18 protein-coding genes and 1 tRNA gene are annotated in these 18,854 nt (G+C 59.5%); 4 read left to right on the top strand and 15 right to left on the bottom strand.

The features are described 5' to 3' along the window. Window positions 1-689: 689 nt before the first annotated feature. From rfbD to O3298_RS07255, 8 genes are all read right to left on the bottom strand, one after another. A complete protein-coding gene (gene rfbD / locus O3298_RS07290; RefSeq protein WP_305058878.1) occupies window positions 690-1,562 on the bottom strand; it encodes a dTDP-4-dehydrorhamnose reductase in 873 nt (290 codons plus the stop codon). 41 nt (window positions 1,563-1,603) lie between these two features. Continuing rightward, on the bottom strand, window positions 1,604-2,149 hold the full coding sequence (gene rfbC, locus O3298_RS07285) for a dTDP-4-dehydrorhamnose 3,5-epimerase (protein WP_305058877.1): 546 nt from the start codon (window positions 2,147-2,149) through the stop codon (window positions 1,604-1,606). Between the two features lie 24 nt (window positions 2,150-2,173). Continuing rightward, window positions 2,174-3,067 (bottom strand): glucose-1-phosphate thymidylyltransferase RfbA, encoded by an 894-nt coding sequence (gene rfbA / locus O3298_RS07280; protein ID WP_305058979.1) that lies wholly within the window; start codon window positions 3,065-3,067, stop codon window positions 2,174-2,176. Then, complete coding sequence (gene rfbB, locus O3298_RS07275) at window positions 3,067-4,146, bottom strand: dTDP-glucose 4,6-dehydratase (protein WP_305058029.1); 1,080 nt, start codon at window positions 4,144-4,146, stop codon at window positions 3,067-3,069. The genes rfbA and rfbB overlap by 1 nt, the downstream gene beginning before the upstream one ends. Before the next feature lie 90 nt (window positions 4,147-4,236). Then, window positions 4,237-5,700 carry an undecaprenyl-phosphate galactose phosphotransferase WbaP gene (wbaP, locus tag O3298_RS07270; protein WP_305058876.1) on the bottom strand — a complete coding sequence of 488 codons (1,464 nt, stop codon included), beginning with the start codon at window positions 5,698-5,700 and terminating at the stop codon, window positions 4,237-4,239. A gap of 77 nt (window positions 5,701-5,777) precedes the next feature. Next, complete coding sequence (locus tag O3298_RS07265; protein WP_305058875.1) at window positions 5,778-7,196, bottom strand: mannose-1-phosphate guanylyltransferase/mannose-6-phosphate isomerase; 1,419 nt, start codon at window positions 7,194-7,196, stop codon at window positions 5,778-5,780. Between the two features lie 152 nt (window positions 7,197-7,348). Then, a complete protein-coding gene (locus O3298_RS07260; RefSeq protein ID WP_099668335.1) occupies window positions 7,349-7,705 on the bottom strand; it encodes a diacylglycerol kinase in 357 nt (118 codons plus the stop codon). A 301-nt stretch (window positions 7,706-8,006) separates the two neighbouring features. Beyond that, window positions 8,007-8,258 carry a hypothetical protein gene (locus O3298_RS07255; RefSeq protein WP_305058874.1) on the bottom strand — a complete coding sequence of 84 codons (252 nt, stop codon included), beginning with the start codon at window positions 8,256-8,258 and terminating at the stop codon, window positions 8,007-8,009. 299 nt (window positions 8,259-8,557) lie between these two features. On the opposite strand from O3298_RS07255, the gene O3298_RS07250 reads away from it, so the two are divergent. From O3298_RS07250 to galE, 3 genes are all read left to right on the top strand, one after another. Then, window positions 8,558-8,631 (top strand) — tRNA-Gly (locus O3298_RS07250). A 92-nt stretch (window positions 8,632-8,723) separates the two neighbouring features. Next, window positions 8,724-9,404, top strand: coding sequence for a tRNA (guanosine(46)-N7)-methyltransferase TrmB (trmB, locus tag O3298_RS07245; protein WP_099394995.1), 681 nt, complete (start codon window positions 8,724-8,726; stop codon window positions 9,402-9,404). 149 nt (window positions 9,405-9,553) lie between these two features. After that, entirely contained in the window at window positions 9,554-10,573 is a 1,020-nt protein-coding gene (galE, locus tag O3298_RS07240; RefSeq protein WP_305058873.1) for a UDP-glucose 4-epimerase GalE, read from the top strand. Between the two features lie 139 nt (window positions 10,574-10,712). On the opposite strand, the gene O3298_RS07235 is transcribed toward galE, so the two are convergent. The 7 genes from O3298_RS07235 to O3298_RS07205 all read right to left on the bottom strand — a co-directional run bounded on the left by O3298_RS07235 (window position 10,713) and on the right by O3298_RS07205 (window position 18,461). After that, the gene (locus O3298_RS07235; RefSeq protein ID WP_034785857.1) at window positions 10,713-11,999 is read right to left on the bottom strand and encodes a Glu/Leu/Phe/Val dehydrogenase; all 1,287 of its coding nucleotides are present in this window, start codon (window positions 11,997-11,999) and stop codon (window positions 10,713-10,715) included. Between the two features lie 162 nt (window positions 12,000-12,161). Further along, window positions 12,162-13,139: a LysR family transcriptional regulator gene (locus O3298_RS07230; protein WP_305058872.1), complete on the bottom strand. Its 978-nt coding sequence runs from the start codon at window positions 13,137-13,139 to the stop codon at window positions 12,162-12,164. 44 nt (window positions 13,140-13,183) lie between these two features. Then, entirely contained in the window at window positions 13,184-13,678 is a 495-nt protein-coding gene (locus tag O3298_RS07225) for a hypothetical protein (RefSeq protein ID WP_305058870.1), read from the bottom strand. Continuing rightward, complete coding sequence (gene recQ, locus O3298_RS07220; RefSeq protein ID WP_287775263.1) at window positions 13,678-15,501, bottom strand: DNA helicase RecQ; 1,824 nt, start codon at window positions 15,499-15,501, stop codon at window positions 13,678-13,680. Before recQ ends, O3298_RS07225 begins: the two co-directional genes overlap by 1 nt. 6 nt (window positions 15,502-15,507) lie before the next feature. Continuing rightward, the gene (locus O3298_RS07215) at window positions 15,508-16,353 is read right to left on the bottom strand and encodes an undecaprenyl-diphosphate phosphatase (RefSeq protein ID WP_305058869.1); all 846 of its coding nucleotides are present in this window, start codon (window positions 16,351-16,353) and stop codon (window positions 15,508-15,510) included. Window positions 16,354-16,509: 156 nt separating this feature from the next. Beyond that, complete coding sequence (locus tag O3298_RS07210) at window positions 16,510-17,658, bottom strand: MFS transporter (protein ID WP_305058868.1); 1,149 nt, start codon at window positions 17,656-17,658, stop codon at window positions 16,510-16,512. Between the two features lie 32 nt (window positions 17,659-17,690). Further along, a complete protein-coding gene (locus O3298_RS07205; RefSeq protein ID WP_305058867.1) occupies window positions 17,691-18,461 on the bottom strand; it encodes a DeoR/GlpR family DNA-binding transcription regulator in 771 nt (256 codons plus the stop codon). Between the two features lie 145 nt (window positions 18,462-18,606). Between O3298_RS07205 and O3298_RS07200 the strand changes: the two genes are divergently transcribed. Then, on the top strand, window positions 18,607-18,843 hold the full coding sequence (locus O3298_RS07200; RefSeq protein WP_077408729.1) for a hypothetical protein: 237 nt from the start codon (window positions 18,607-18,609) through the stop codon (window positions 18,841-18,843). Window positions 18,844-18,854: the final 11 nt, after the last annotated feature.

Here is an 18,854-nt window from a genome sequence, read left to right as displayed (position 1 = left end):
GCCCTCAACAGCGAGCCGGTGATGATGTGCAAAACGATGACGTGCTACCAAGGCTGCGAGATGCTCACTGAGCGCACCGGCGTGCGGACTGACTTCGCCGATCCGCACGCCCCTTGGGAACAGGGGGCAACGAGAACGCCAAGGGGCTGTTGCACCAGTACACCTCCAAAAAGCATCGACTTATCGATTTGCTTCCCTGACGAGTCGAATGCCATTTTGCTGTCGCTCAATTCGCGTTCACGGACCAAGCTTGAATTTGAATAGACGCAGCTCACTTATACTCAACACATAGCATTGCTGCAATACCTAACGAGCACTGTTCATTAATCCTGTGTGGAACGTGGAGTTTGAAATCGCAGGGCGTCAAATATATACCATCTGTCACACTGCAATAATATAGCGGATCCATGGTTTGAGACAGCAGTTTAAGCCATATCGTTATACATGTCGGGGCTCGATGTCCGCGATGTGGCGCTGGTGCAACCGGCTGGCCACGCGAAGGCCGGATTTGTTATCATTATTTAAAGTTGTCTTTGTCCGTTTCGGATAGTCTCGAGAGATAGGGAGGGGTTCGGTTTCGGTGGCATGCAGGAGTAATACGGTAAAAAAGTTTCGTTTACAACTGCTATTTCCGGTGTTTACTCAGGCTGAACAATTCCCATTTTTCATTTCTGTTGACAGGGTAATATTTAATTTTGACACAGCCTTAATGTATCCTGCCAATCCGGAATGCGACAAAAAGTATCCATCAGGCGCTGTGATGACAGTACTGAATTGGTCGGACGCTTCGCTGGTACGGGATAGTCTTTAGCTAATATCGGTTTTAATATTGGTTTTTTGGCAACTGAAGGATGGGCCATGATCGCTTCGGTAAAACTGAACCAGCTGGTCCTTCCCTGCGCCGTCAAATGATACAGACCGGAGCGTGCTTGCCACCATGCTTGCTGGTCGCTTGCCGTCAGGCTTTGCGCCACGATATGCGCCGTGGTATCTGCGATGGTACGGCTCCATGTCGGTGCGCCGAACTGATCGGATACGATACTTAGTTCTTCGCGCTCCTTTGCCAGGCGCAGCATGGTCAACAGAAAGTTTTTGCCATGTGTGCTATAGACCCAACTGGTGCGCAAGATCAGGTAAGGGATGCCGGCGGCCTCGATCGCCTGTTCGCCGGCCAGCTTGCTGCTGCCGTAGACATTGATCGGGCAAGTGGGATCGATTTCGGTGTAGGGACCATCTTTCGAGCCATCAAACACGTAGTCAGTGCTGTAATGGATCATCGCAGCACCCAGCTTTTTCGCCTCTTCCGCCATCACGCCCGGTGCTTCGCCATTGATGCGCAGCGCCAGTTCAGGTTCGCTCTCGGCCTTGTCGACAGCGGTGTACGCGGCCGGGTTGACGATCAGCGTCGGCTTGATGCGGCGGATGACGTCGCGAACCTGGTCCAGGTCGGCCAGGTCCATCTGGCTGCGGTCCACCGCAATGATCTCGCCCAGGCCCTGCAGGCTGCGTTCTAGTTCGTAACCGACCTGGCCGGTTTTTCCTGTGATTAAAATACGGCTCATGAAATAGTTTTGTTCCAGTGTGTCAGATTGGTCGGTAACGGTCAGGAAAAAACGTCGGCGTTGGCCAGCAAGGTACCGACTTTATCTTTGCCAGACAGCAGTGGTTCGCCATCGAGCGGCCAGTCGATACCGATGGCTGGATCGTTCCACAGGAGGCTGCGTTCGAACTCCGGTGCCCAGTAGTCGGTCGTCTTGTACAGGAACTCGGCGCTGTTGCTGGTGACCACGAAACCGTGGGCAAAGCCTTCCGGTATCCACAACTGGCGTTTATTGGCCGCTGATAAGGTCACGCCTACCCAGTGGCCAAACGTCGGCGAGCTTTTGCGCAGGTCGACGGCGACGTCGAAGACTTCGCCAGCGGTCACACGCACCAGCTTGCCTTGCGGTTGCTGGATTTGGTAGTGCAGGCCGCGCAACACGCCCTTTGCCGACTTGGAATGATTGTCCTGCACGAAATCGCGCGTGACGCCGGTCAGTTCGGCAAAGCGCTTCTGGTTGAAGCTTTCGTAGAAAAAGCCCCGGTCATCGCCGAACACGGTGGGTTCAAGGATCAGGACGTCCGGTATGGCGGTGGTTTGAATTTGCATGGTGTGAAATGAGCCGTTCAGGCTTTAGTATATTTTTTCTTCGAGCAGGCGCAGCAGGTATTGACCGTAAGCGTTCTTTTTCAAGGGTTGCGCCAATGCTTCGAGCTTGGCGGCGTCGATGTAGCCACGGCGGTAGGCGATTTCTTCAGGGCAGGCAACTTTCAAACCCTGGCGATTCTCGATGGTGGCGATGAACTGGCCTGCTTCCAGCAAGGATTCATGGGTGCCAGTATCGAGCCAGGCCATGCCACGCCCCATCAACTCCACATTGAGCTCACCGCGCTCAAGATAAACTCGATTTACATCGGTGATTTCCAGTTCGCCGCGCGCTGACGGCGCTATTCTTGCGGCAATTCCACACACTTGACTATCGTAGAAGTACAGGCCGGTGACGGCGTAGTTCGATTTTGGCTTGAGCGGTTTTTCTTCGATGCTGACGGCGTGGCGCTGATCATCGAAGTCGACCACACCATAGCGTTCCGGATCGTGCACGTGATAGGCGAATACGGTCGAGCCGCTGGTGCGTGCCGAGGCCTCGCGCAACTGCGATTCAAAGTCGTGACCGTAATAGATGTTGTCACCCAGAATCAGCGCCGATGGTGCATCGCCGACAAACTCTTTGCCGATGATGAACGCCTGTGCCAGGCCATCCGGGCTGGGCTGCACTGCATAGGTCAGGCTGATACCCCACTGGCTGCCGTCGCCCAGTAATTCCTGGAAGCGCGGTGTATCTTGTGGCGTTGAAATGATCAGGATGTCGCGTATGCCGGCCAGCATCAGGGTGGTCAGCGGATAGTAGATCATCGGCTTGTCATATACGGGCAGCAGTTGCTTCGATACGGCCATGGTGACAGGGTACAGGCGCGTGCCGGAACCGCCAGCCAGGATGATGCCCTTGCGTTCGATGGGTGTTGCCATTATTGTTGCTCCTTGGCCATGTCGCGTGCCGCGTAGTTTTTCTCTACCCACTTGAGGTAGTCGCCCGACTGGACATCGCGTACCCAGGCCTGGTTGTCCAGGTACCATTGAACGGTCTTGCGGATGCCGGTGGCGAAGGTTTCGGCCGGCTTCCAGCCCAGTTCGCGCTCGATCTTACGTGCGTCGATGGCATAGCGGCGGTCGTGGCCAGGGCGATCCTGTACATAGGTGATTTGTTCGCGATAGCTGCCGGACGCCTTGGGATCGAGCGTATCGAGGATGTCGCACAAGGTATGCACGACTTCCAGATTGGCCATTTCATTCCAGCCGCCCACGTTGTAGACCTCGCCCAGACGACCTGCTTCCAGGACGCGGCGAATCGCCGAGCAGTGGTCGCCCACGTACAGCCAGTCGCGCACTTGCATGCCATCGCCATAGATAGGCAAGGCCTTGCCGGCGCGGGCGTTGCTGATGATGAGCGGAATCAGTTTTTCCGGGAAATGGAAAGAGCCATAGTTGTTCGAGCAGTTGGTCGTCAGCACCGGCATGCCATACGTATGGAAATAGGCGCGTACCAGATGATCGGACGCCGCTTTCGATGCCGAATACGGGCTGTTTGGCGCATACGGCGTCGTTTCCGTGAATGGCGGGTCATTCGGCCCCAAGGTGCCATACACCTCGTCGGTCGAGACGTGCAGGAAGCGGAAGCCGTCCTTGGCCTCGCCCGTCAAGCCGATCCAATAGGCGCGCGCCGCTTCGAGCAGGCTGAAGGTGCCGTTGACGTTGGTCGAAATGAATTCGCCGGGGCTATGGATCGAGCGGTCGACATGGCTCTCTGCGGCAAAATGCACGATGGCGCGTGGCTGGTGTTCTGCCAGCAGGCGCGAGACGTGAGCGGTATCGCAAATGTCGCCACGCACAAAGATATGCCGCGGGTCTTGCTCCAGGCTGGCCAGATTGCTGAGATTGCCAGCATAGGTCAGTTTGTCAAAATTGATCACGGGCTCATCGTTGAGCGCCAGCCAGTCGCGTACAAAGTTGGAGCCGATGAAGCCGGCGCCGCCAGTCACTAAAATCATGCTGCTATCCTTTTTTGCTAGAACATCTTCACGATGCATCGTTCTTCTATTTTTGAGATGAAATGATTGAAATTTTATTTGATCATGTACTTAATACGCGCCATCTTTCTTGAAAATGACTTTAACCGTTTTCAGTAGAATAACAATGTCATTGAATAAAGACCAGTTCTTGACATACCATGCATCGAGATAAACGCGGGTATCGTAGCTGACGTCGTTCCTGCCGCTGACTTGCCATAGGCCCGTGACACCGGGTTTCGCTTCCAGGTAATAGTCGACCTGGTTGCCATAACGCTCCAGTTCCGCATCGACAACCGGGCGCGGACCGACCAGGCTCATTTCGCCTTTCAGTACGTTCCATAGCTGCGGCAATTCATCGAGACTGGTCCGGCGCAGGAAGTGGCCGATCGAGGTGATGCGGGGGTCGTGCTTCAGTTTGAAATCACGGTCCCACTCGGCACGGGCTTCAGGGTCGCGCTCCAGCAATTCTTTCAGCAATATGTCCGCATTTACGGCCATAGTGCGGAATTTGTAGCAGAGAAAATGCTTGCCATTCTGCCCCACACGTTTGTGGCCGTAGAAGATGGGACGGCCCGATGCCATGACCTTGGCCGCGATCCACAGCAGGATGGGGGCGCCGACGATCAGCACGCAGATTGAAGCCATCAGATCAAAGCAGCGCTTGATCATTTGTAAACCTGGCCGTGCCAGGTTGTTGCGCATGGTCAGCAGCAGCACTTCATGTGTAAAGAAATGGTTGACCTCCATGCCATACAGGGGCAGGCCGCGTACGGCAGGTACCACTTGCATATTGGCAACGCAACGGCTGACTTGCTGGATCATGCCCTGATAGGCATCGATGCCGCCTTGTTCCAGAGCGACAACTGCATGCGGATCACCCAGCAGTTTGAGCGTTTCCTCAGGATTGACACCAAGCGGAATGCACGGCACCGTCTGTTTGCTGCGGTTCACGTAGTGTTGCTCCAGGCGGCCTTGGCCTTCGGGGATCAGGAACGCAATCAGGCGATAGCCCATCAACGCTTCCTCATCGAAGGCTCGCGCTGTTTGCAAGGCATTGTCACCCCATCCGATGATGACCATGGGGCGTATCCAGCCGCCAGCTTTCATCAGCAGGTATTTGACCATGCCGCGCAGCAGCAGGACACAGCATGGCACCAGCAGCCAGGTTGCCAACAGTGCCTCGCGCGAAGAGTCGCGCTTGTCGAGGAAGACCAGGGCCGCGTCGATCAGGCCCATGACCATGGCGATCTTCAGCAGTTCCTTGATTTCATTCGAGTACGGGCGGCGTTTGGCATGATGGCCCTTCAGCTTGAAGATCGCCACAGTGACCACGGATAGCAGGCTGTAACTGAGCAGGCGTGAGCTATCCAAGCCCCAGTTGTTCAAATCGCCGCCATCGAGGGTCCATGTGCCGGCGAGCCAGAATGCCGTGAACATGGCTAACGCATCGGCAAAGGTGAGGAAATATTTTTCTACCCTGCTGCTGCAATACCATTTTATTTCTTGTACAAAGATGCCTTCGATTGGTTTCATGATGACTTGCTAAACCTTATAAACTTCAGTGTAAATTCTTGTGGTGCCGTATGCATGGTGCTTACGTATCTGCTCGGTCAAGTGCGGCCGTAGCGGTCTTCAAAGCGGACAATGTCGTCTTCTCCAAGGTAGCTACCCGATTGAATTTCAATCAATTCCAGCGGCAGCTTGCCCGGGTTGGCCAGCGAGTGGACGACGCCGAGGGGAATATAGGTAGACTGGTTTTCGGTCAGCAAATATTCCTTGTCGCCATTCGTGATCTGGGCAGTGCCGGAGACCACGATCCAGTGCTCGGCGCGGTGGTGATGCATTTGCAATGACAGCTTGGCGCCAGGCTTGACGGTGATCCGCTTGACCTGGAAGCGCTCGCCATTGCCGATGGAATCATAGGAACCCCACGGACGGAAGACTTCACGGTGCATGGTGGCCTCGGGGCGCTGCCTGTCGACCAATTGCGCGACCATGGTTTTCGTTTGTTGTGCCTGATCCGCATCCATGACCAGCACGGCATCGGCGGTTTCCACGATGACGGTATTGCGCATGCCAATGGCGGTGACCAGGCGGCTAGTGCTGTGTACCAGGCAATCGTTGCAATCCTGGATCAGTACATCGCCCTGGGTGCTATTCTGGCTGGCATCCTTTTCCGCCACGTCGAGTACGGCTTTCCAGGAACCGATATCATTCCAGCCTGCATCGAGGGCGACGGTCGAAGCATGGCTGGTGCGCTCCATGACGGCGTAGGCCACGGCGATATCGGGACTGGCGGCGTAGGCATCCTTGTTCAGGCGAATGAAGTCGAGGTCGCTTTTCGCGGCGCTGATGGCAGCGCGGCAAGCTGCCAGAATAGCGGGTTGGAAGCACGCCAACTCTTCCAGGTAGCGGCTGGCGCGGAACAGGAACATACCGCTGTTCCAGAAGTAGTCGCCGCTGGCGACATATTGTTCCGCGAGCGTCAGGGCCGGCTTTTCCACGAATTCAAGCACGCGTTGGACTTGCCCGCTTGCAGCGCCCTCGACGCGAATATAGCCGTATCCTGTCTCTGGTCCCGTTGGCGTGATGCCGAACGTCAGCAACTGACCAGCCTCTGCTGCAGTACGCGCCAGCGCGACGGCGCGATGGAAGGCCGGGGCGTCCAGAATGACGTGGTCCGAAGGCAGCACCAGCAGGAGCGGATCCTCACCACTCTCCATCGCATGCAAGGCTGCCGAGGCGATTGCTGGAGCCGTATTGCGGCGCATGGGTTCAAGCAGCATGCGGCTATTTTCCAGACCGATCTCACGCACCTGCTCTGCGACAACAAAACGCGAGGATTCGTTGCATACCAGCAGTGCTGGCGACACGGTGTCTATGCCTGCCAGGCGCTGCAGCGTTTGTTGCAGCATGCTGCCCTGAGTGGACAAGCGCAGAAACTGTTTCGGGAATACCTCGCGCGAAAGCGGCCATAAACGTGTGCCGGAACCACCACAAAGAATTACCGGTACGAGGGGAATAGTCATTTATGCTTCAATGTAAATGTAATTATTGCCAATGGGAGCAATATTTTTAATAAATTACAGGAATCTTTGTATTTTCTCCGGACTCCATGGAGCCTGAGAGACACGCACTTTGGCGCGTCCTGTATTGTAGTTTGCTGCCCCGGTATTTTTGCTTAGCACGCAACGTTTTCAAGCAAAAAAGCAACAAACACGCATAGGGCACTGATACTGAGAATGAGCACGGCTCCTGCGGCGCAGTCCTTGACGATCTTGATGCTGGGATGGAGGGCCGGATGAAGGTGATCAATCAGATTTTCGAGAGCGGTGTTGAAGAGCTCCGCCGCGAGGACCATGCCACAGTTGAGCAATAACAAAGCCCACCAGATCATCGCTGGCCGGTACCAGGCAAGTACAAGCAATACCAGGAGGGCGGCAAGGCATTGCAGCCGAAAGCTCGATTCCATGCGGAAGGCGGCACCCAAGCCTTGCAGGGCAAATCCCATGCGTTTATGGAGAGGCTGGTTCTTCATGGCAACTGAAGCGATGGTGCGCAATATTTTACTGACATGAAGGCGGATCTCTCAATGAATAGATGAGGAACGCAGGCATGGCCATACGATATGACATCATTTTTCCACAGCAGAAAGACTGGTGCCAATCTTTTTGATGTTTGATAAAAAGTAAAAAAGCCCGTTTTCAAATGAAAAGGGCTCTTATTGCTATAGTTGGCATATTAAAGTATGTGAACTATTGCGGTGTCAGGCCTTCACCTTTCGACTTTACATCAAGCTGCAGGATGGGCCTACCTGTCGCTGCCTGAGCAGCCAGGTATTAATGGTGGGTTGGGGTCGTGTGCGCGGTGGTCGAGTCCGAGCTAGCTGCACCGGCCACAACGGCAACTGCTGCGCCGATAGCGATCAGGGTGCTAACGCTCAGGCCGGCAACAGTGGCGCCGGCAGCGGCGCCAGCAGCAGCACCAGCAGCTGGTGCCGCTGCGACTGGTACAGGAGCTGGAGCCGATTGAGCCATGGCTTGTGCGGAAGCGAAGCACAGGATTGCCGAAGCGATCAGAATTTTCTTCATGGGATATCCTTTTAGGTTGAACAGCGGGAATGCTAAACTGTCACATGATTGTAGCAACATTTCTCTTGCTAGTCTGCGCCGTACAGTCCGTGGCAACGATAATTTATTCTATTTTAGCTACATACCTGACCAGTCTGCGTGTCTGGCGGCCTGAAGATGTTGTTCTCTATCAACAAAAACGGCACCTTGCCGAGGCTGCGGTCCATGTTTTTGTCAAATATCGCGGGAATTGCTGATGCATTCGAAAGCGCCGCACAAGTTTGCCAAGTCCTCGTCATCCCGCGTAAAATGCAGGCTTCGCGGGTGTAGCTCAATGGTAGAGCAGAAGCTTCCCAAGCTTACGACGAGGGTTCGATTCCCTTCACCCGCTCCATTTTTCGCTGGCGCCTGGCTTGATGCGGCGCAGCCACTTATTTCTCCATTCCCATGTCTTCTGATACCCCAGCAAACGGCCCGGCGCGGCCGATGATGTACGATCCGACCGAACACCGCATCCGCAGTTTCGTGACCCGCGCGGGACGGCTTTCCGTGGCGCAGGCGCGCGCGCTCGAGACCCTGGGCCCGCAGTTCCTGTTGCCTTTCGCCAAAGAACCGATGGATTTCGAGCAGGTGTTCGGCCGCAAGGCGCCCGTCATCCTGGAAATCGGCTTCGGCATGGGCGCGACGACCGCGCATATCGCCAAAGCCATGCCGGAGAAGGATTTCATCGGCGTCGAAGTGCATACGCCTGGTGTCGGCAGTCTGTTGAAGCTGATCGGTGAAGAGTCGCTGACGAATCTGCGTCTGCTGCAGCACGATGCCGTGGAAGTGCTCACGCACATGATTCCCGCCAATTCGCTGGCCGGTATCCACGTTTTCTTCCCCGATCCATGGCACAAGGCGCGCCACAACAAACGCCGCCTGATCCAGTCGCCGTTCGTCAAGCAATTGACCGATCGCCTGGCGCCGGGCGGCTATCTGCATTGCGCCACCGATTGGGAAGATTACGCGGTGCAAATGCTGGAAGTACTGGGCGCCGAGCCGCAGCTGCACAATAGCGCCGATGGCTATGCGCCGCAGCCGGCGTATCGTCCTCTGACCAAGTTTGAAAACCGTGGCTTGAAGCTGGGCCATGGCGTGTGGGATCTGGTGTTCATCAAGAAATAACCTGGCGGTTTGCCCACCCGTGCCGTTTGCACGAGAACAAGCCTGCCGCGGCGACGCCGCAGGCTTTTTTAACGCGCACGCTAGCGTGCGCTGGCTAGGCAGGGCGGGTGAATTACGGTAGTCTTGTCTTTTTTGCATTGATTGATATTATGTCCAAGAAAATACTCGTGACCGGCGCATCCGGTTTCATCGGTTCGCATACCTGTGTCGAATTGCTGGCTGCCGGCTTTGAGGTCGTCGCGGTGGATAACCTGTGTAATAGCGCGCGCGAAGCGATGGCGCGCGTGGAGCGCATCTCCGGCAAAAGCTTGCCCTTCTATGTAGCGGACGTGCGCGACCGCGCGGCCATGGCCGCCGTCCTGCGCGAGCACGCCATCGATGCCGTGATCCATTTCGCGGGCTTGAAGGCTGTGGGCGAATCCGTGGCGCAGCCACTGATGTATATGGACAACAATGTCACGGGCACCGTGGCCTTGCTGGAAGTGCTGGCGGCGGCGAACGTGAAGCGTTTTGTGTTCAGCTCGTCGGCCACCGTGTATGGCGACCCGGAGGCGTTGCCGATCCTGGAAACGTCGCGCCTGTCCGTGACCAACCCGTACGGCCGCTCGAAGCTGATGGTCGAGCAGATCCTGGCGGATCTCGTGCATGCTGATGCCCAGTGGCAAGTCGGCGTGTTGCGCTACTTCAATCCGGTCGGTGCGCATGCCAGCGGCTTGATCGGCGAAGATCCGGCCGGCATCCCGAACAACCTGATGCCCTTCATCGCCCAGGTGGCCGTGGGCCGCCGCGAGCGCCTGGCCGTCTTCGGCAACGACTACGCCACGCCGGATGGCACGGGCGTGCGCGACTATATCCACGTGGTCGACCTGGCGCTGGGCCACGTGGCCGCGTTGAACCGCCTGTTTGCCACCGAGGGTGGCTTTACCGTCAACCTGGGCACGGGCCACGGCTACAGCGTGCTCGACACCGTTCGCGCCTTCGAAGCCGCCAGCGGCCGCCAGGTACCGTACGACATCGTGCCGCGCCGCCCCGGCGACATCGCCAGCTGCTACGCCTCGGCCGACAAGGCGAAGGAATTGCTGGGCTGGCAAGCACAGAAAAACATCGACGACATGTGCCGCGACCACTGGCGCTGGCAGCACCAGAATCCGCAAGGCTACGCGGCGTAAAAAATCTGCCAGATACAAAAAATCCCGCTCACACGCAAGTGTGGCGGGATTTTTTAGAGCGCCATCAACCCAATGGCGCCTGAAAAATGCCCGGGGCTAGGCACGGCAACAACGCCCCGGGCTTTTTCTCAGGCAGCCATTATGGGTACAGGCCGCGCACTTCGCGAGCCTGGAGAACACGGGTGCACGCCAGGATGAAGGTCGCGGTACGCATCGACACTTTCTTCTCTTGCGACACTTGCCATACGGCGTCGAACGCTTCGCGCATGATGCGGGTCAGGCGGCTGTTGATTTCTTCTTCCGTCCAGAAGAAGCTCGAGAAGTTCTGCGCCCACTCGAAGTAGCTGACGGTCACACCGCCGGCGTTGGCCAGCACGTCCGGCACGATCAAGACGCCACGGTCGGTCAGGATGTCGTCCGCTGCCGGCAGGGTCGGGCCATTGGCGCCTTCCAGGATGATCTTGGCGCGGATGACTTGAGCGCGTTCAGCCGTGATCTGCTGTTCCAGCGCGGCCGGGATCAGGATGTCGCAATCGATGCCCCAGAAATCTTCGCGTGGCACGAATGCCTCGGCGCCCGGGAAACCTTCGACGCTGCCCACTTCGGCCACGTGTGCCAGCAGTTGCGGGATGTTCAAGCCGCCAGCGTGCACGACGGTGGTCTTGTGGTCTTGTACCGCCACCACTTTCGAGCCGGCTTCAGCGAACATGCGTGCAGCGACGCCGCCCACGTTGCCGAAACCTTGCACGATGACTTTCGCGCCTTCGAGCGACATGCCGACCTTGGCGGCCGCATCGCAACCGACGACGAACACGCCGCGGCCCGTCGCATCGCGGCGGCCCAGGCTGCCGCCCAGCGAGATTGGCTTGCCCGTTACCACGCCGGTCGACATGTTGCCGCCGATCATGGCGTAGCTGTCCATCATCCACGCCATGACTTGCTCATTCGTGTTGACGTCCGGCGCCGGAATATCCTTGTTCGGTCCGATGATCATGCTGATCTCGCTCGTGTAGCGGCGGGTCAGGCGTTGCAGTTCGTTGCGCGACAGGGTCTTCGGATCGACACGGATACCGCCCTTGGCGCCGCCGTATGGCACGTTGACGGCGGCATTCTTGACCGTCATCCAGGCCGACAGGGCCATCACTTCCGACAACGTCACGTCCTGGTGGAAGCGCACGCCGCCCTTGCCCGGGCCGCGCGACAGGTTGTGCTGCACGCGGTAGCCTTCGTAGTGGGCAATGGTGCCGTCATCGCGCTCGATAGGCACGTCGACCGTCAGGATGCGCTTTGGACGCTTCAGCGTTTCCACCCAGCGCGACAGGTTGCCCAGGTACGGCGTAACGCGGTCGATCTGCTCGAGGTAGACGCCCCATGGGCCAAGGTCTTCAGGATTCAGGTAGGAAGGAAGTGCGTGCTTGCTGGTCATGCTTGATAAGCTCCTGGACAATACGAATACGTTAGAGGCACAGCCGATATGCAGCTGCGCGCAGCGGAACCGCATCGTAGGCGATAGCCTCATGCCCCGGCCAATGCTTTGTGCGCATCCGGTTATGCATTTATTGCATAGTTGTGTTGCCAGGATTGCCAGTCAGAACTGGGTGGCCTCGGTGGCGCGTTTGCGGCGCTTGCCCATGCGTGCCTTGCCATCCTGCGACTGCACCAGGTATTGCCACAGGCTTTCGACGATCTGCTTGCCGGGACGCAGGCTCGATGGACGTTCGCGGTACAAACGGATTTCCAGCTCGATTTCCCAGCCCGGCGCGCCGCCGTCGGCGCGCGCCAGGTGTTTGTATTTGACGTCGCGCATGACGGCCGATTCGGGCAGGAAGGCGATGCCGCGGCCTTCCAGCGCCATCATCTTCAAGCCTTCGGCCATGTCCGTTTCATAGCAGGTTTCCAGGAACAGCGGCGCCTTGGCGTCGGCCACCAGCAATTCCACCATGCGCCCCAGGTAGGCGTTGCTGGTGTAGGAAAGGAAGGGCAGCGGCTCCTTGGCGCTGCCGGGCAGGACGAAGTCCGGCACCTTGTCCTGGCCGCAGCGCGCATAGGCGCGCAGGGTTTCGCGGCCCATCACCAGCATGTCGTAGCGGCCCGGGTCCAGCTGCACCGGCTGGCGCGGATGGTGATAGCACAGCAGCAGGTCGCAGCCGCCGTCGACCAGCTGCAGCACGGCGTCGTGCACGTTCAGGGCCATCAGGCGGCTGTTGATCGGCGCAAAACCTTCTTCCAGCGCCGTCAGCCATTTCGGCATGAAGGTCAGCGACAGGGTATGCGGCACGGCGAAATCGACGCTCGTTTGCGTGGCCGCGCGCTTGCCGCGCAACAGGGCGCGCACGCCGTTGATCTGCCCCAGCATTTCCAGCGCCTGCTCGTAGAACACGGCGCCGGCCGGCGTCAGTCGCGTCGGGTAGGACGTGCGGTCGACCAGGTCGATACCGAGCCAGTTTTCCAGCGACTGGATGCGCCGCGAGAATGCTGGCTGAGTGACGTGGCGCAGGGCCGCGGAACGGCTGAAGTTATGCGTTTCAGCGAGCGAGATGAAGTCTTCCAGCCATTTGGTTTCCATCGCGGCAGCATTCCGTTATCAAGGGCAGAGGCAAGGTAAAGTGGTCAGGGCGTATCGGGCGATGCCGCCGGCTGGTACAGGGCGGCGGGCAGGCCAAAGAAGGATGGCGGGCCCAGGGTCGTGCCTTCGAGCGAGCCGCCCGCATTCAATCCCTTGTTGATGGCCGACAGCAAGGAGCTGCGGTTGGCCAGGTTTTGTATCAGCGCGCGCGGGCCGTTGTGGAAAGTGTGCTGGGCGATATCCGCGGCGACGACAAAGATCGGCTCGCGGCGCATGGGAAACTCCACCCATTCGCCGTCCTCGTCCTGGGCGCAGAAGGTATGGGGCAGGGTCATGTTTTCGGCGCCGGGCAGGTGCGACGCCAGCACCAGGCCGAAGGCTTCCGGCACCACGTCGGCCAGGCGGCGCACGGTGAGATCGTCCTGCACCAGTAACCGTACTTGCGCTTCCACCTCGTCTTCGGCGTCGGGCTGGGCGCCGAGAATTTTCACGGCCTGATAGATCAGGTCGGACGAGAGTGCTTCCATCAAATCTTCCATCAAATCATCTCCAGGATCATGGCGACGATTTCGTCGCCGTACGAGGCCAGTTTTTTCTCGCCCACGCCGCTCACGCCGCGCATCTGCTCGAGCGAGGTGGGCTTGGCCTTGGCGATTTCGCGCAGGGTGGCGTCGACAAAAATCACGTAGGCCGGCACGTTGTGCGTGCGCGCCGTCTCCACGCGCCACCAGCGCAGCTTGTCGAAAATCGCCTGTTCGCTGGTGGACAGATCCGTCTCGACATAGCCCTTCGCCACGCTGGTGCTGCGCTTGCTGGTTTTCACCGGTTTCTGGTACTGGCGCAGCTGCACTTTCTGGCCGCCCTTGAGCACGGGGCGCGAGGCATCCGTCAGTTTCAGCGAGCTGTATTGTTCATGGTCGACCGAGACGAGGCCCAGCGCGATGGCTTGGCGCAGAATCGATTTCCATTCCGCTTCGCCCAGGTCCGAGCCGATGCCGAAGACGGACAGCGAGTCGTGGTGCCAGGTCTTGATGCGCTCCGATTCCACGCCGCGCAGCACGTCGATCACGTGGCCGCCGGCGAAGCGCTGGTCGACGCGGTAGATGGCCGACAGCAGTTTCTGCACGGGCACGGTGCCGTCGAACGAGATTGGTGGCACCAGGCAGGTGTCGCAATTGCCGCACGGCGAAGCCGGTTCGCCGAAGTATTCGAGCAATCGCATGCGGCGGCAGCTGAGTGTTTCGCACAGGCCCAGCATGGCGTCGAGTTTGACGCCCAGCACGCGCTTGAAGGTGTCGTCCGCCTCCGATTCGTCGATCATGCGCCGCTGCAGCACCACGTCCTGCAAGCCGTACGCCATCCACGCGTTGGCGGCCATGCCGTCGCGGCCCGCGCGCCCCGTTTCCTGGTAATAGCCCTCGATGCTTTTCGGTAGATCCAGGTGGGCGACGAAACGCACGTCGGGCTTGTCGATGCCCATGCCGAAGGCGATGGTGGCGACCATGACGATGTTTTCTTCGCGCAGGAAGCGCGCCTGGTTGGCGCTGCGCTTCGCGTACTCCATGCCGGCGTGATAGGGCAGGGCGCGGATGCCGCTCTGGTTCAGAAATTCCGCCGTCTCTTCGACTTTCTTGCGCGACAGGCAGTAGACGATGCCGCAGTCGCCCGCGTGTTCCGTGTTGATGAAGTCGAGCAACTGCTTGCGGCCATTCGCCTTTTCCACGATCTGGTAGCGGATGTTCGGGCGGTCGAAGGACGAGACGAACTGGCGCGCGTCTTCCAGCTGCAGGCGCAGGGCGATTTCGGCGCGCGTCTGCGGATCGGCCGTGGCCGTGAGTGCGATGCGCGGCACGTCCGGAAACTGCTCGTGCAGCACCGACAGCTTGATGTATTCGGGGCGGAAGTCGTGGCCCCATTGGGCCACGCAGTGTGCCTCATCGATGGCGAACAGGGAGATCTTCGAGGCCTGGAACAGGTCCAGGCAACGCTGCGTCATCAGGCGTTCTGGCGCCACGTAGACGACGTCGATGCCGCCCGTGCGCACCAGGCGCTCGATGCGGCTCGCTTCCTCGTAGGTTTGCGTGGAATTGAGGAAGGCGGCACGCACGCCGACTTCTTCCAGCGCGTCCACCTGGTCCTGCATCAGCGCGATCAGTGGCGAGACGACGACGCCGACGCCGTCGCGCAGCAGGGCGGGAATCTGGTAGCACAGCGATTTGCCGCCGCCCGTGGGCATCAGCACCAGCGCGTCGCCGCCATGGCTGACGTGGTCGACGATGTCGGCTTGCTGGCCGCGGAAGGCCGGGTAGCCGAAAACCGTTTGCAGCAGGTGCAGCGCGCGCTGGTTAAGATCTTGATTCATAGTGCCTTATTCTGCCCAAACAACCCAGCCGTAGTGGGCGCTGGCCAACACCAGCAAGCCGAACACAATGCGGTACCAGGCAAAAAACGTGAAGTCGTGCGAGCTGATGTAGCGCAGCAGCCAGCGCACGCACAGGAAGGCGGAAATGAAGGCGGCCACGGTGCCCAGGCCGAACAGGGGCACGTCGGTGGCCGACAGGATGTCGCGCGCTTTGTACAGCGAGTAGAAGGTGGCCGCGAACAAGGTCGGGATGGCCAGGAAGAACGAGAATTCGGTGGCTGTCTTGCGCGACAGGCCCAGCAGCATGCCACCGATGATGGTCGAGCCGGAACGGCTGGTGCCAGGGATCAGCGCGAATGCCTGCGCGCAGCCCACTTTCAGGGCGTCGAACGGCGTCATTTCATCGACCGAGTTGACGCGCACGGTGACGGGATTGGTGCGCGCGCGGCGCTCCACCAGCAAGATGATGATGCCGCCGATGATGAAGGCCATGGCGACCGGTACTGGCTTGAACAGCGCATGCTTGATCATCTTGCCGATGGCCAGGCCGATGACGGCCAGCGGAATGAAGGCGATGGCCACGTTCAGCACGAATTTGCGCGACTTGGCTTCGGTGCCGAAGGTGGACAGCACGCTGCCGATGCGCTGGCGGTATTCCCAGCACACGGCCAGGATGGCGCCGGCCTGGATGGCGATCTCGAAGACATCCATGACTTCTTTCGAGACATCCTTGGTAAAGTCGAGCAGGCTGCCGGCCAGGATCAGATGTCCCGTGGACGAAATCGGCAAGAATTCGGTAAAACCTTCGACCAGCCCCATGATGATGGCTTTTAACGCAAGAATGAGATCCATAGATGTATAAACGGGTATAAGTGACAGGATGGGGTGACCGCGTGGCGCCAGCAATGTGTGCGGGGTCGAAGCTTACCATGCCGCAGGCCCGTGGACCTTATTTGGGCGCAGTTGGGCGGCGCTTTTTTAGCGCCGTCCGCCAGGCAGGAGGAAGGATCAGGATACTTGTTTTGCCTGCGCCACCAGGCGCGCGCTGGCCGCCACCAGCAGCAGGGCGGCGCCCAGCATGGCGAAGGCGATGTTCAGGCTGGTGGCGTGGGCGACGAAGCCGATCACGGCCGGGCCGGCCAGGATGCCCGCGTAGCCGATGGTGGTGATGGCCGCCACGGCTAGGCTGGCCGGCATGGCATGCTGGTTGCCTGCCGCCGTAAACAGGATGGGCACGATATTTGCCGCGCCCAGGCCGATCAGCACGAAGCCTAGCATGGCCAGGCTGGCGTGCGGCGCCAGTACGGCCAGGAAGAAGCCTGCCGCTGCGCACAAGCCGCCAAAAGTGAGCACGCGCTTGCCGCCAAAGTGGCTGACCACCTTGTCGCCGGTGAAACGGCCCACCGTCATGGCGATGGCGAAGGCGGCGTAGCCGAGGCCGCCCTTGGCTTCTTCCACGCCGCGCGTGGTGGTGAGGAACAGGGCGCTCCAGTCGAGGATGGCGCCTTCGGCCAGGAAGACGATAAAGCACAACAGGCCAATGAAAATGACGGCGCCATGCGGCATGACGAACAGCGGCGTCTTTTCGCCGGAGGCGGACGCCGTCGGCAGCAGATGGCCTTGCGCCGCGCCCAGGACGCCGCACAGCAGCAGCATCACCACCACGCAGGACCAGGCCGGCGTCAGGCCCAGCCACAACAGCAGGGCCATGCAGGCCGCACCGGCGAAGCCGCCCACGCTGAACAGCGCATGAAAGCCCGACATCATGGCGCCGCCGTTGGCTTTTTCGATGATCACGGCCTGGATATTGATGGCCACGTCAAACGTGCCCATGGCCGCGCCGAACACCAGCAACACCAGGCCCAGTTGCAGCGGCGTGGCGGCCAGCGCCAGGCCGGGCAGGATGGCGGTCAGCAGCAGGCCGGCGCCGACGATGACCTTGCGGCAGCCGAAGCGTGCCGTGAGCATGCCCGTAAACGGCATCGCGCACAGCGAGCCAGCGCCCAGGCACAGCAGCAAAATGCCGAGGGTGGCTTCATCGAGGCCCAGGCGCGACTTGGCGTAGGGAACCAAGGGAGCCCAGGCGGCCATGCCGAGGCCGGCGGCGAAGAAGACCAGGCGCGTGGCGCGTTGTTGCAGGGTGCCGGTGAGATGCATGGGGGAGCTTTTCAAAGTCGGGGTGGATAAAATCAGGCGCGGGCGCGCAACACTTGCACGCCCAGCCGTTCAAAGGCGGCCACGTGGGCAGCGTCGGCATCGGCTTCCAGCACCAGGTGCTGCAGCAAGCCCGTGGCCAATACGCCAAAGGGTGCGGCGGTGCCCAGCTTGTCGCTGGTGACGGCCACGACCACCGCCTTGCTGGCGCCGGCGATGCTGCGCTTGAATTCCGCCTCGTCGTAATTGAAGGCTGTCACGCCCGCGTCCGCATCGGCTCCGCAAGCGCCGAGGAAGCACAGGTCGGGATGCATGCGCTCGACGGTGCGCAGCGCCTGCGGTCCCAGGCTGGCGCCGGCGCGGCGGTCGACCCTGCCGCCAGCCATGATCAACTCGATTTCCGGGCGTTCCATCAAGGCTATGGCAATGGCTGGTGCGTTGGTGATGACAGTGAGCGCTAACTCTGGCAGGGCGCTGGCGATAGCCAGGTTGGTCGAGCCCGCGTCGAGAAACAGCACCTGGCCCGCGCGCACGAGGGAGACGGCGGCCTGCGCCAGGCGCGCCTTGCGTTCCGGCGCTTCCTGCTTGCGCTGGCTCAAGGTGCCGCCGTCCGGCGCCAGCGGCAAGGCGCCGCCATACACGCGCTGGCACAGGCCGGCCGCCGCCATCTCGCGCAGATCGCGCCGTATCGTATCTTCGGATACGTCGAGCTGGCGCGCCAGGTCCAGCGCCAGCACGCGACCGTCGGCATGCAATTGTTGCTGGATCAGCGCGTGGCGTTGTTTGAGGAGCAGGGTGGAGGACATGGTGAACCTATAAACGTGCAAGAATGTGCATGAATATACGCAAACGTGCAAACAGAGTCAAGCGTACGCAGGTTTCCGTCAAATATTGCCGAAAAGATATAAGTTCTGTTAGTGTTGTAAAAAATGGAATGAAATAAGGGAAGCCATGTTTTCAAGTACCTCTTTCAAGGCAAGCTTGCCGGGCCGTGCCCTGCGCCGCAGTGGATGGTTGATCCTGGGCATGATGATCGTGTTGAATGCGCTGCATTGGATGCGTCATGGCACGCTGGGCTGGAGCGATGCACGCGATTCCGTGTGCCTTCTGCTGATCTATCTGGGGATTGCCACCTTGCTGGAATACAAGCGGCAGCGCGACGCCGAGGAAGCGGAAGACGCGCGCTAAGGGCGACGCAA

Origin of the sequence: Janthinobacterium sp. SUN137, assembly GCF_030587265.1 — a bacterium.
Lineage (GTDB): Bacteria > Pseudomonadota > Gammaproteobacteria > Burkholderiales > Burkholderiaceae_D > Janthinobacterium > Janthinobacterium kumbetense.
This window is presented reverse-complemented; position numbering and strand designations above follow the sequence as displayed.